14 protein-coding genes are annotated in these 12,463 nt (G+C 32.8%); 11 read left to right on the top strand and 3 right to left on the bottom strand.

Features of this window, described 5'->3' with window-relative positions:
* Positions 1–7 precede the first annotated feature (7 nt).
* Genes ABZA65_RS02385 through ABZA65_RS02340 form a run of 10 tightly spaced genes read left to right on the top strand, consistent with a single transcriptional unit; the run spans position 8 to position 8,064 of the window.
* Positions 8–1,129 carry a DegT/DnrJ/EryC1/StrS family aminotransferase gene (locus ABZA65_RS02385; protein ID WP_373070202.1) on the top strand — a complete coding sequence of 374 codons (1,122 nt, stop codon included), beginning with the start codon at positions 8–10 and terminating at the stop codon, positions 1,127–1,129.
* Positions 1,130–1,136: 7 nt separating this feature from the next.
* On the top strand, positions 1,137–1,844 hold the full coding sequence (locus tag ABZA65_RS02380; protein ID WP_373070200.1) for a nitrous oxide reductase accessory protein NosL: 708 nt from the start codon (positions 1,137–1,139) through the stop codon (positions 1,842–1,844).
* 30 nt (positions 1,845–1,874) lie between these two features.
* Positions 1,875–2,786, top strand: coding sequence for a tetraacyldisaccharide 4'-kinase (locus tag ABZA65_RS02375; RefSeq protein WP_373070198.1), 912 nt, complete (start codon positions 1,875–1,877; stop codon positions 2,784–2,786).
* Entirely contained in the window at positions 2,770–3,621 is an 852-nt protein-coding gene (gene argB, locus ABZA65_RS02370) for an acetylglutamate kinase (RefSeq protein ID WP_373070196.1), read from the top strand. Before ABZA65_RS02375 ends, argB begins: the two co-directional genes overlap by 17 nt.
* 1 nt (position 3,622) lies before the next feature.
* Entirely contained in the window at positions 3,623–4,444 is an 822-nt protein-coding gene (gene prmC / locus ABZA65_RS02365; protein ID WP_373070194.1) for a peptide chain release factor N(5)-glutamine methyltransferase, read from the top strand.
* 9 nt (positions 4,445–4,453) lie between these two features.
* Positions 4,454–4,933 (top strand): DUF4149 domain-containing protein, encoded by a 480-nt coding sequence (locus tag ABZA65_RS02360; protein WP_373070192.1) that lies wholly within the window; start codon positions 4,454–4,456, stop codon positions 4,931–4,933.
* A gap of 59 nt (positions 4,934–4,992) precedes the next feature.
* A complete protein-coding gene (locus ABZA65_RS02355) occupies positions 4,993–5,289 on the top strand; it encodes a hypothetical protein (protein WP_373070190.1) in 297 nt (98 codons plus the stop codon).
* On the top strand, positions 5,286–6,464 hold the full coding sequence (locus tag ABZA65_RS02350) for an ABC transporter permease (protein WP_373070188.1): 1,179 nt from the start codon (positions 5,286–5,288) through the stop codon (positions 6,462–6,464). Before ABZA65_RS02355 ends, ABZA65_RS02350 begins: the two co-directional genes overlap by 4 nt.
* Positions 6,422–7,129 carry an ABC transporter ATP-binding protein gene (locus ABZA65_RS02345; RefSeq protein WP_373070186.1) on the top strand — a complete coding sequence of 236 codons (708 nt, stop codon included), beginning with the start codon at positions 6,422–6,424 and terminating at the stop codon, positions 7,127–7,129. The genes ABZA65_RS02350 and ABZA65_RS02345 overlap by 43 nt, the downstream gene beginning before the upstream one ends.
* Complete coding sequence (locus ABZA65_RS02340; RefSeq protein ID WP_373070184.1) at positions 7,126–8,064, top strand: hypothetical protein; 939 nt, start codon at positions 7,126–7,128, stop codon at positions 8,062–8,064. Before ABZA65_RS02345 ends, ABZA65_RS02340 begins: the two co-directional genes overlap by 4 nt.
* 22 nt (positions 8,065–8,086) lie before the next feature.
* Here ABZA65_RS02340 and ftsZ read toward each other — a convergent pair whose 3' ends face one another.
* From ftsZ to ABZA65_RS02325, 3 genes are read right to left on the bottom strand one after another with little or no spacing between them, the layout of a single operon-like run.
* Positions 8,087–9,205: a cell division protein FtsZ gene (ftsZ, locus tag ABZA65_RS02335; RefSeq protein ID WP_373070182.1), complete on the bottom strand. Its 1,119-nt coding sequence runs from the start codon at positions 9,203–9,205 to the stop codon at positions 8,087–8,089.
* A gap of 12 nt (positions 9,206–9,217) precedes the next feature.
* Complete coding sequence (gene ftsA, locus ABZA65_RS02330; protein WP_373070180.1) at positions 9,218–10,585, bottom strand: cell division protein FtsA; 1,368 nt, start codon at positions 10,583–10,585, stop codon at positions 9,218–9,220.
* Between the two features lies 1 nt (position 10,586).
* On the bottom strand, positions 10,587–11,915 hold the full coding sequence (locus ABZA65_RS02325) for a peptidylprolyl isomerase (protein ID WP_373070178.1): 1,329 nt from the start codon (positions 11,913–11,915) through the stop codon (positions 10,587–10,589).
* Positions 11,916–12,082: 167 nt separating this feature from the next.
* On the opposite strand from ABZA65_RS02325, the gene ABZA65_RS02320 reads away from it, so the two are divergent.
* On the top strand, positions 12,083–12,433 hold the full coding sequence (locus tag ABZA65_RS02320; protein ID WP_373070176.1) for a hypothetical protein: 351 nt from the start codon (positions 12,083–12,085) through the stop codon (positions 12,431–12,433).
* The last annotated feature ends 30 nt before the right edge of the window (positions 12,434–12,463 follow it).

Raw genomic sequence — 12,463 nt, 5'->3', positions numbered from 1 at the left:
AGAACTAATGGAAGTATTGTTTAGTAAATACGAAAATGATGTAGAGGAACACTCAAACGTAAGTGATGCTCTTGACGGTGATGATCTTTGTCAAAGAGAAGAACTTGAAGATGAGTTTTGCTCATATGTAGGTGCTTCATACGCTGTAGCTACATCTCACGGAACATCTGCACTGCATCTTGCAATGTTAGCACTTGATCTAAAACGTGGGGATAAAGTTGTATGTTCTGTAAACTCACATCCAAACGTACCTGAAGTTGTACGCCATTTTGATGCTGAACCTATATTTATAGATATAGAAGAAAATTACTACAATATAGATCTAAATAAACTAGAAGAATATCTGCAGGAAAATAAGTCTAAAAAACTAAAAGCGGTTATAGTAACTCATGTTGCAGGAATCACTGTGGATTTAGAAAGACTTTACAATATGGGTAAACTTTACAATGTTAAAATTGTTGAAGATGCCTGTGATGCTCTAGGAGCTACATATAATGGGCAGAAGATTGGTTCAACAGGTGCAGATATCACTTGTTTTAACTTCTCATCACATCTAAGAGAGAATATTTGTAACGGTGGTATGCTTGTAACTGATGATGATGAAATTATAGAGCGTGCAAGACTTCTAAACAATCATGCTATTGTTAGAGATGAAGATGCACTAGAGTATATTTATGATGTTGTTGATATTGGAAATGATTACTCGATGAGTCAATTAGATGCTGCATTTATCCGTGCTATGGTTAAAAAGCAAGATAAAGTTATGCAAAGACAAAAAGAGATTGCACAGATCTATTCAAAAGAATTAGTAGGAGTTGATCATATTACACTTCCTGATCTAGAAAGTGTTGAAACACCTTATTCTTTATACATTATCAAAATAGATAAAAACCGTGATTCATTTGCAAGAGAGTTAAAGGACAAAGGTGTACATACAGGTCTGCATTTTATACCTCTACATCTAATTTCTTACTATAAAACGAAGTATTCTCTAAAAGTAAATGCGTTTCCTGTAGCGCTTCGTTCATATCAGCAAGTATTATCACTTCCGATCTATGCATCTATGAGCGATGAAGAGATCAAGTATGTTATAGATACTATTAAAGAGGTTGCATCTACAAGGGTGTAGTCTTTTTATGAACAAATACTTCCTTTTAATACTTCTTACTATTTCTATATCAAGTGCACAAGAGAACTATAACAAAGATGTTTTAGAGAAAAAGATATATCCTATGGGAAAGAAAATTTTTCAAAAAAGATGTGCCCAAAATATAGATCTGTCAAAATATAAAACTATAGATGATCTAAAAGCAGATATAAAAAATAAGAACATATGTAAGGTTTTAAAAAGCAAGCATATTGAAGCTTTGTCTTTATATGTTTGGGATATTAAACGTTTAGAATATTCAGAAATTAAAACACATAATATAATACTAAAACAAGGTGAAAAGTGTCCTGTGTGCGGGATGTTCACATATAAGTATCCAAAATGGGCTACACAAGTTTTTTATAAGCACAATTCACATGAACATCACCATTCGTTTGACGGTGTAAAAGATATGATGAAGTTTTATTTTTCTCCTATGAAGTGGGGCGATTATAAAAATTCTAAAAAAGAAAACATTGAAAAGATATTAGTAACTGATTACTATTCACAAAAAGCTATAGATGCAACAAAAGCTTATTATGTAATCGGCAGTGATGTATATGGACCTATGGGTGATGAGTTAATACCTTTTAAAAACAAAGAAGAAGCACAAACTTTTAAAATGGATCATAAAGGTAAAAAATTAGTTAACTTTAATGATATTACAGAAGACGAAGTTTATAAATTAGACTACTAAAAAAACTGATCATTTAGCTATAATTTCAAAATGAAAAACACTTTAGTATTTTGGGTAGAGAGATACCTGTATAATCCAGATTATTTCCAAAAGATATTATCATATTTATTACTCCCATTTAGTTATTTATACTGTTTTATTATGTATTTGAAATACAAATTAAGTACCCCTGAAGATTTGGGTATAGATATAGTAAGCGTTGGTAATCTAAATGTTGGTGGAAGCGGTAAAACACCGCTTGTTACAGCCCTTGCTTCAAAGTATGAAAATGCAGCGATTGTACTTCGCGGTTTTGGTAGAGATTCTTATGGTTTACATGTTATTAGTGACGGCAAAAATATTTTAGAAGATGTTGATGTGAGCGGTGATGAAGCGATGACCTATGCTACAAAACTTAAAAATGCAATAGTAATCGTAAGCGAAGATAGAAAAGAGGCAATTAAAAAAGCTAAAGAGATGGGTGCTAAGATCATATTTTTAGATGATGCATATTCAAAGCACGATATCAAAAAACTTGACTTGCTGATCTACACAGAGTTTGAAAATAATTTTTGTTTGCCGTCAGGTCCGTATCGTGAAAGATTATGGAATTCAAAAGAGGTTGTATTACTCAGAGAAGATGTTGATTTTAATCGTAAAACAACTCTTAAAGATAGATGTGATAAAATGTCGCTAATAACAGCTATAGCACGTCCTGAACGCTTGAATAAGTTTCTACCTGATGTAGTCAGTAAAAACTATTTTGCCGATCATCATAACTTTACAAAGAACGAAGTAGAAAGTATTCTAAAAAAAGATAATAGCGATAGTGCGTTAGTAACATACAAAGATTATGTGAAGCTAGAAAAATTTAACTTAGAGCTTTCTCTTTTAGATTTAGAGATAGAGCTGGATGAAAAAATATTTAAAATTATAGAGGATTATCGTGCAAAAAAAGATTGAAACAGTAAAAACACTACTTGATGCCTTACCGTTTATAAAAGAGTTTAACAAAGAGATTGTAGTTATAAAGTACGGTGGAAGTGCTCAAACATCACCACAATTAAAAGAGAAGTTTGCAGAAGATATACTACTTATGTATCTTGTTGGTATAAAGCCTGTTATTGTTCATGGCGGCGGTAAAAAGATAACTGATATGTTAGATGCTCTAAAAATTGACACTACGTTTATCGAAGGTCAGCGTGTAACTTCACCAGATGTAATGCGTATAGTAGAGATGATACTAAGTGGTGAGATAAACAAAGAAATCGTTTCACTTTTAAACTCTCACGGTGCAAAAGCTATTGGTATAAGCGGGAAAGATGCACACTTTATATCAGGTAAGCCAAAAGACTTTGAAAAATGGGGACTTACTGGAAATATAACAGATGTAAAAGCTTCAGTTATCCATAAACTGATTGATGACAAGTTTATACCTGTTATTGCACCAATTGCAGCAGGAGAAGAACTTGGTCATCCAGGTTATAACATAAATGCAGATTTTGCAGCTTCACAAGTTGCAAAAGCAATTGGTGCTAATAAAATAATCTTTTTAACAGACACTCCGGGTGTACTTAACAATGACAAAGAACTTCTAAGCTCACTTACTGAAGATGAAGTTATTGCACTTAAAAATAACGGTACTATCCACGGTGGGATGGTTCCAAAAGTAGATGCATGTTTAGAAGCTATTGACGGTGGTGTTGCAAAAGCACATATTATTGATGGTAGACTTGAACACTCAATGCTTTTAGAGCTTTTTACATCAGCCGGTGTGGGAACAGAGATAGTAAAATAAATTGAGTACTGTCAAAGAACTTCTAAAAGATATTACTGCTAAATTAGATCAATATATTCCAAGAGCCTCTCGTGAAGCTCAACTTTTTTTAATGCATCATCTTGGTGTAGATGAGTTGTGGCTTCTTACAAATCAAGATACTATAGTTGAAAATACAGATGAGCTTTATAAAATGGTTGAGCGCCGATCAAAAAATGAGCCATATGAGTACATAACAAATAAGGTAAGTTTTTATTCTGAAGAGTTTCACATAGAAGAGGGTGCATTAATCCCAAGACCTGAGACAGAACTGTTAATAGATGAAGTTATAAAACATTATCCTGATTTAGATGCAGATATACGTTTTGTTGAAGTTGGAGTCGGTAGCGGAATTATCTCAATTATGTTGGCACTTCATTATAAGAATGCAAAGTTTATTGCTGTAGATATATCTGAAGATGCACTTCGCGTTGCAAAGAAAAATATAGAGAGATTTAACCTTTCAGATAGAATAGAGTTAAGGCTGGGTTCACTTTTAGAACCTGTATATGAGCATATAGATTATTTAGTATCAAACCCACCATATATACAAGATGGAATAGAGTTGGAATCTAACTTGGATTATGAACCTCAAAATGCACTTTTTGGTGGTAAAGTCGGTGATGAGATCATAAAAAAATTACTTGATGAAGTCTTAAAAAGAGATATTAAGTTTTTTTCTTGTGAGATGGGTTATGACCAAAAGGGTAAAATTTCAGAATATTTAAAACAAACAGAGTTTAAAACCCTAGACTTTTATAAAGATTATGCGGATTTTGACCGTGGTTTTACTCTTATTTTATAGGCTATACATATGAAAAGAAACATTTATGCTGATTTTACTTACCTTTTAATTTTAGCAGCAACATTTGGTGCTGTTATAACACTTGGTGCTCTTGTAGCTCCAGTAGTTTTTCATAACTCCTCTTTAGGTATGGAAGTAGTTGTTGACAGATATAATGCCGGAATGATGATGGCAGAAGTTTTTCATCGTTTTTCATACTGGCTTTATGTTGTAGCGTTTTATGTAATTATTTATGAGCTGTATATGTATAAAATAGGTCAAAGAGATACATATATATTCGTAAGCTCTACAGTTGTAGCTTTTACATCTTTAATGTTTTCAGCCGTATATTCTCCAAAAATACTTGTTATGCAAGAGTTAGGTCGTGAAGCTACACAGAGTGATACATTTTTAGCTATACACAAAGCAAGCGAGTTCGATTTTAAGATATTGGCAGTGGCGCTTTTAGTTTTATTTGTAAGACGTCTAATGCTTATGAGAATTAAATAGTTTTAACAAACATTTAACACAACTAGGATAAAATAAACCCCTTATTTCAAGGGGTAGATTTGTTATACAAAAAAGCAAAAATAGTTATATACTCATTTTCATTTTTGACTATAGCTCTTGTTTTAGAGCTACTATACTTAAATACTACACAAAATATTTCAAATGATCAGATAAAGCTTAAAAAAGAGTTCGTATCACTTATACAATTACCTGACCTTGCAATTTCAACAGAAGCTACATTTATAAGACACAGAAGTTTATCAACAACATTTGATATCTACAAGGACGACGGTGTTCTACGCGAATACTTTCCATCTAGTTTTGTTATCATGAACTCAAAGATAGGTAGCAAATGAGTAGATATTTAAATCTTTATCTAATTGAGTACGCTTTTAATGCACTACTTCGCCAAAAGTATAAAAACATATTTATATCTTTTATACTCTCCTTTTTAATCTTTTTACTTTCAAGTGTATTTTTTATAACATCCTCTATAAAAAATGAACTCCAACTTAGCGTTGAGTCACTCCCTGAGATTACGGTTCAAAAACTTATATCAGCAAAGCACTACGATATAGAAGTAAACAGATTAGATGAGATTTTATCTATTACAGGTGTTAACGATGCCTATGCTAGAGTTTGGGGATATTACTATTTTGCAAATGCAGGTGTAAATTTTACACTTGTGGGTATTGATCAGTTTGAAAAACAATATAAAAATTCACTGCAAAACCTAGTAGATACAACTAAAGGTTTTAATGATAACAATGCATATATAGGTCAAGGTGTAAAAAAGATACTAAGCAAAAACTATTACAAAGATTATTTTAATTTTATACTACCTGATGGCTCAATAAAAGAGATAAAAATAGGTGGAACATTTAAAGCAGATACAAATCTTGAATCAAACGATGTAATTGTGCTCTCAAAAGAAAATATGCGAAGCATATATGGTATGAGTGACGAGTATGCTACAGATATAGTCGTAAAAGTAAAAAATGTAGACGAGATTGAAACCATAGCCGCAAAGATCAAAGTTTTATATCCAGATACAAGGGTAATTACAAAGAACGATTTTAAAGTTTCATATCAAAATATTTTTGATTATAAAAGTGGTTTGTTTTTAGCACTATTCATCGTCTCTATATTTACATTTTTTATCATCGTTTATGACAAAGCAAGCGGTCTGAGTTCATCAGAAAGAAAAGAGATAGGTGTTTTAAAAGCAATAGGCTGGAGCTTAGATGATGTATTAAAAGAGAAGTTTTATGAAGCAAGTATAATCTCTGTATTTTCATATATCTTAGGTGTCTTTTTAGCACTTGCATTTGTGTACATGTTTCAAGCACCTATTTTAAGAGATGTATTCAGCGGTTACAGTGAATTAAAAACTGCGTTTGATCTTCCTTTTGTGTTTGATATACAAACAATGGTACTTGTATTTTTTCTAAGCGTACCTATCTATATAGCTTCTATAATTATCCCATCATGGCGCGCGGCTACTATGGATGCAGACGAGGTTATGAGATGATAGAGTTTAAAAACATAAACAAAACATATACACTAGGTAAAAATAATACTGTCTTTGCATTAAAAGATATTAATGTGAAGTTTAAAGAAGGCAGTGTAGTTGTTTTAAAGGGTGCAAGCGGTAGCGGGAAAAGCTCAATACTATCACTTGTATCTGCTATATCCAAACCGACAAGCGGAGAGGTTATAGTAGATGAGAAGCAAATCTCTAAACTCTCAGACAAGTTTGCTTCAGAGTATAGACTAAACAACATTGGTATTGTATTTCAAAAGTATAATCTTATTGAAGATCTATCAGCCCTTCAAAATGTGATCTTGCCTTTGATTCCTAAAAATATAGATGCAGATATATTAGAGAAAAAAGTTGATTCTGTACTTGATATGTTTGGAATTTCTCAGTACAAAAACACAACAGTTAAAAATCTATCAGGTGGTGAACAGCAACGTGTGGCAATCGCAAGAGCGTATATTAACGAGCCTAAGATAATCATAGCCGATGAACCGACTGCAAACCTTGATGAAAAACTCTCCCTTGATTTTATAGATATTATAAAAGAGTTAAAGTCAAACAACAAAACTGTGATCATAGCTACACATGATCCTCTATTTTTTGATTTGGATTTTGTAGATCAATATGTAGAGATGAAAGACGGACAAGTAGTATGATCCTCTCACCTGAGATACTGACAATATACATACTTGATGTTTTATTTTTTGTATTTGGTTCAATTGCTCTTTACTTGAGTTTCAAAATATATTTAAAATATGACAAAAACTCATCTGATCCGCTTCAATACAAACTAGAGCGACAAAGTTATTTGGCATCTACTATAATCAAATATATATTTGCTCTTAAAGTACCTCTGTTTCTATTTTTCATATTTACATTAGATAAACTCTCAAACGTTCTAAGTGGAGCTATGTGCGGTGCAGGTGTACTAGATGCTATGGAATATGGTACTTTTTTAATTGGTATAAAAGTATTGAACATCTACCTGTTTGCTTTTTGGCTTGTTTTAAATACAGATGATGTCAATAAAGAGAATCAACCGTATATGAAAATAAAGTTTGGACTTTTTATAGCTCTTTTTGCACTGTTTTTGGCAGAGATAATTTTAGAATTTTATACATTTTATAATTTCGAAGTTGATAAGTTGGTTTCATGCTGTGGTACACTTTACTCATCTTCTTCAACATCAGCAGTCTCAAACCTATTTGCAATCGATAATAAAATAGTAGTAAGTGTTTTTTATCTAAACTTTGTTTTTATAGTTATCTCTTACTTTTTAAAATCAAAATATATATATGTACTATCAAACTTGGTATTTATAATAGTATCGATCATAGCTTTGATAATGTTCTTTGGAACATATATATATGAACTCCCAAGTCACCATTGTCCGTTTTGCTATCTTCAAAGCGATTATTATTATATAGGGTACATTGTATATGCTTTATTGTTTTTAGGCACTTTTAATGGGCTTATAGTGCTTTTTAATGAGAAGTATATAAAACTATCTTTTATATCTAACGTTTTGTTTGTAATTTTGGTAAGTCTGTATGTTGTAGTTTACTATTTAAAAAATGGAGTGTTTTTATAAAGTGGGAGTGGAAGTAGCAAGATTAATCTTGCTGTCTTCTCATATATGATGGAACGTCTAAATGACTCTCATCCATATCACCGCCAACTACTAAACGTGGGCGAGATTTAGCTATTGGAGCTGGGTTCTCACTTACAAAGTCTTCATTATTTGTAAGTTTTTCCTCTTGTTGTTCAAATCCAGTTGCTACGATTGTGATTTTTACATAATCTTCAGGAATACTCTCATCTGTAGATGTACCGAAAATTATATCAGCATCTTCATGTGCAGATTCATTTACAACTTCCATAGCCGAGTAGATCTCCATAGTAGGAAAATCTGGGTGCATTGAGAAGTGTACAAGTACACCCATAGCACCGTTAATGCTCATATTATCAAGAAGTGGAGACTCAATAGCTGATTTTATAGCTTCATAAGCTGCGTTATCACCTTCATGTTCACCAACACCCATAAGAGCCATACCTTTGTGGTTCATTACAGTTTTTAAATCGGCAAAGTCAAGGTTGATGTCGTTTGAACCGCTAGAAAGGATTACACCAGAAGTTCCGCTTACTGCTTGAGCAAGTACACTGTCAACTATTTTAAAACTGTCTTTTAGACCTAGTTTTCTATCGATTATAGATAAAAGCTTGTCATTTGGAATTACAACTATCGAATCACTCTCACGTTTTAACTCTTCTAAACCAGCTTCTGCAAGTTTTTGTCTTTTTTTACCTTCAAACATAAAAGGTTTTGTAACAACAGAGATTGTAAGAGCACCAACATCTTTAGCGATCTGAGCTACAACAGGAGCTGCACCAGTACCAGTACCACCACCAAGTCCAGCAGAGATAAATACAATGTCTGCACCATCTAAAGCTGCACGGATCTCATCATAACTCTCTAAAGCACTCTCTTTACCGATCTCAGGTTTCATACCAGCACCAAGACCTTTAGTAAGTTTTGCACCGATTTGAATTTTTGTCGAACCGCTGTCTTTTAAAACTTGGGCATCAGTATTAACACTGATCATCTCAATACCTTCGATACCTTCGTTTAACATGTGCCCGATCATGTTTCCACCGCCGCCGCCAACGCCGACAGCTATGATTCTTGCACCATTTAACCCTTGAACTTCTTCAACTACAAATGCTTCATCCATACTTCCACTCCTTTAAAATAACTGGGTAGCCCAGTTCCAAAATTTATTAAATGCCGAGGCTTCATCGCTCTTTTTCTCTTTCTTATTAGGAAGAGTAACCAATGATTCTTTTACATCTTCATCAGCTATCGGTGTTACCGGAGCTACAGGAATCTCAGAATCATTTTTAAAATTAACATTTACACTCTCAAGAGGTGTCTCATTTGAGTGACGTACGTGTTTATTTACATCTATCTCATAAGGAGTATAGTTTTTAGCTGCGAACATTACAAGTCCCACAGCACTTGAAAATTCAGGACCTCTGATATCATCAAAAAGACCTTCCATCTCTTTTGGTTTAGCTAATCTAACAGGACCGCTGTCAAATGTAGCTACTGCAAGTTCACGAATACCTTCCATCTTTGAAAGACCACCTGTTAAAACAATACCAGCTCCTAGCTGATCTTTAAGACCGCTGTTTTCAATAAACTGAGCAAGTATCATTAACGTCTCTTCAACTCTGGCATAGATAACATTGTGAACAACTTCTAAAGATACCTCATGAGTTGAGTTCTCATCACCTATCATCGGCAATTCTATCAAATCATTTGAAGGAGTTAAAAGTGAACCGTAATCTATTTTTACATTTTCAGCTACACTTAGAGGTGTATGAAGTGCCATAGATAAGTCATTTGTTACATGGTTTGAACCTACACCCAAGAATTCATTATGTCTTATAGAACTACCTGAGTGAATAATGATATTTGAAGTGTTACCACCGATATCTATAACAGCTACACCAAGTTCTTTCTCATCGTCATTTATAGTAGATATTGAAGAAGCATAACCGCTAAGTATTATGTTTTCAACTTCAATTCCTGCACCGCTTACAGCTTTGCGAAGATTGTTAAGATTTGCTTTTTGAGTAGTAATGATGTGTGTTTCAACTTCAAGACGTGCCGCATTCATACCTAGAGGATCTTCTATATAGTCTTGATCATCAACTTTAAAGTTATAAGGAAGTGCATGCAGTACTTCATATTCATTAGGGATGTTTGCATTATACAAAGAAGTCTGCATAACACGTTCAATCTCAGCAAAGCTTATCTCTTTGTTTTGAATATTTACTATACCGCTAGAATTTAAACTTTTTGTGTATGAGCCAGATATTGAAACGATAGCACTCTTAACTTCCGTAGCTGCTACACGTTTAGCATCATCTACTGCTTGTTTTATAGATTTTGATGCAAGTTCAATATTTGTAATAGTCCCGCGTTTAAGACCTTGGGCTTTATTAATACCGGCACCTATAACTGCACAAGAGCTGTCATCGTCAATTCTTGCTATTATTGCGCATATTTTTGTAGAGCCAATATCTATGGCTAGTACAGTTCTTGCCAACTTACAGTCCTTCTATAAAAATTTCTGTTTTGTACTTGCTTTGTAAAGTGCTCAACAAACTGTCGTTGAAGATGGAACCTTTTAATTTAGCAAGTGTATCACTTTGTTGTGTTTTATCAAGCATCTTTTGTTCCAAAATATTGTAAAGAACAATCTTTCCATTGCTTAATTCAATTAAACCTCTTTTCTCCTGTTTAGTAAAAAGTTCATTTAAAAAGTTTCTTGCTTCATTAGGTGTTAAAAGTTTTAGTTTGTCTGCATCTGTTTGAGTTATAAAATCTGTTGTAGTCCCTTTAAAAGTCGCTACTGAGTTATTAGCAAGCTCTTGAAGCTTTAACCTTTTTTGCTCTTGAGTATAAAGTGCTTTTACTTCTTCTTTTGCATCTTCAAAAGTTTTTGGAACAGACTGATTTACTTTTTGCAGTTCTATGGTGTAGTAAATACCGTCTATCTCGACAGGTTTCATAAATGGAGCAGCTAAAGTAAGGTTTGAGATTTTGTCTAAAGTTTCTGCATTAAATGGATTACTGCTAGCTTTTATAGTAGCCTTAGTTGTTTTTACATCAGAAGATAATTGAGACTTTTTAAAATCTATATATGTACGAAGTGCATCTTTTTTACTTGTGTTTGCATCGTGCTTGATATAGTTTACATCGTAACTTACTTCAGTCATAAAGTTTTGCTTCATACCTTCCCAGTAAGGTTTTAGCATTTCATCTGACGCATCTACTTTTATTTGTTCATCACTTAAAACTTTATAGTTTATTTTATCGCCTATGTTAAGTATAGTAGATAGTATTTTGTCTTCATTCTCATTTGTTTGAACTTTAAAAAGAGTTAGTACTTTTTGAATTAGAAGTTGTTTCTTAACATCAGCCTCATACTCTTTCATAGAAAGGTTGTTACGTGAAAGCATCGTTTTGTAAACTTCTTTTGAAAATACGCCGTCTTTAAAGAAAAAGTCTTGTTTCTTGATCTCATCCAAAAGTTCAGTATCACTTACACTTAAATCATACTCTTCTGATAAGTTTAAAACTAAAGCCTGATCTAAAAGTTGTTGCAGAGCCTGCTTTTGAAGTCCGAAGCTTTTAGCTTTCTCTTCATCAAAGTTTCCTTGGAAAACCTGGTTGTATTGATTATATAATCTTGAATAAGACTTTTGTAGATCACCCATACTGATCTCAATATCTCCAACTTTTGCCACGGCACCTGCTTTATCACCGTAAGAATATTGTCCCCAACCTACGAATCCTGCACCAACGAAAGCTATAGTTGATATCCAAATAGTAATAATCAAGTATTTTTTATGTCTTTGCATCCATGTAATCATCTATATATAAACCTTGTATGTAATTTTCGTGTATTTTATGTAAATTAGGCTTTAAGCTTCATAAAGAATGAACTAACTTTAACTATGTGTAGTAGGTTATATTATTAAGTGCGGTGTAATTCGATTTTTATTACTATTTTTTATTAATGTCACTACAAGGAGATGTCATGAGCCGAGTAGAAAAATATGATAGATTAAAAGAGAAACTTCCTCAGTTGCCGGAAGTACTGTTAAACACGATTCAATCAGAGATTTTGGAGCTGAAATGTGTTAAAAAAGATTGTGAAAAATTCAAAAAAATCAGTGAAGAATTTCCCATATTAAAAGAAGCTGTTTATGTTGTTTATTCTAATTATGTAAAAAAGAGTGATCATAAATATGAAAAGTTTATTTTTCTTGGTGAAAACGGTAATGAACTTTGCGATTTAAGCGGTAGAGATTTTGAGCTTTACGGATTATTACAGTGTGTAAGAATTCCATATAGTGATGAGTATTGTGAAATGCAGAAATTTTCATAATATTTTTGTTTAAAAACTTATGGTTATAAT

This window comes from Sulfurimonas sp., assembly GCF_041583195.1.
Lineage (GTDB): Bacteria > Campylobacterota > Campylobacteria > Campylobacterales > Sulfurimonadaceae > Sulfurimonas.
The sequence above is the reverse complement of the archived record's forward strand: the minus strand, read 5'-3'. Positions and strand labels throughout refer to the sequence as shown.

Bases quoted from the DNA above. Each gene is read 5' to 3' on its own strand.
- ABZA65_RS02380 (WP_373070200.1), top strand. From the start codon at position 1,137: ATGAACAAATACTTCCTTTTAATACTTCTTACTATTTCTATATCAAGT.
- ABZA65_RS02350 (WP_373070188.1), top strand. From the start codon at position 5,286: ATGAGTAGATATTTAAATCTTTATCTAATTGAGTACGCTTTTAATGCA.
- ABZA65_RS02385 (WP_373070202.1), top strand. From the start codon at position 8: ATGGAAGTATTGTTTAGTAAATACGAAAATGATGTAGAGGAACACTCA.
- ABZA65_RS02375 (WP_373070198.1), top strand. From the start codon at position 1,875: ATGAAAAACACTTTAGTATTTTGGGTAGAGAGATACCTGTATAATCCA.
- ABZA65_RS02345 (WP_373070186.1), top strand. From the start codon at position 6,422: ATGGCGCGCGGCTACTATGGATGCAGACGAGGTTATGAGATGATAGAG.
- ABZA65_RS02340 (WP_373070184.1), top strand. From the start codon at position 7,126: ATGATCCTCTCACCTGAGATACTGACAATATACATACTTGATGTTTTA.
- ABZA65_RS02320 (WP_373070176.1), top strand. From the start codon at position 12,083: ATGAGCCGAGTAGAAAAATATGATAGATTAAAAGAGAAACTTCCTCAG.
- ABZA65_RS02360 (WP_373070192.1), top strand. From the start codon at position 4,454: ATGAAAAGAAACATTTATGCTGATTTTACTTACCTTTTAATTTTAGCA.
- ftsZ (WP_373070182.1), bottom strand. From the start codon at position 9,205: ATGGATGAAGCATTTGTAGTTGAAGAAGTTCAAGGGTTAAATGGTGCA.
- ABZA65_RS02325 (WP_373070178.1), bottom strand. From the start codon at position 11,915: ATGATTACATGGATGCAAAGACATAAAAAATACTTGATTATTACTATT.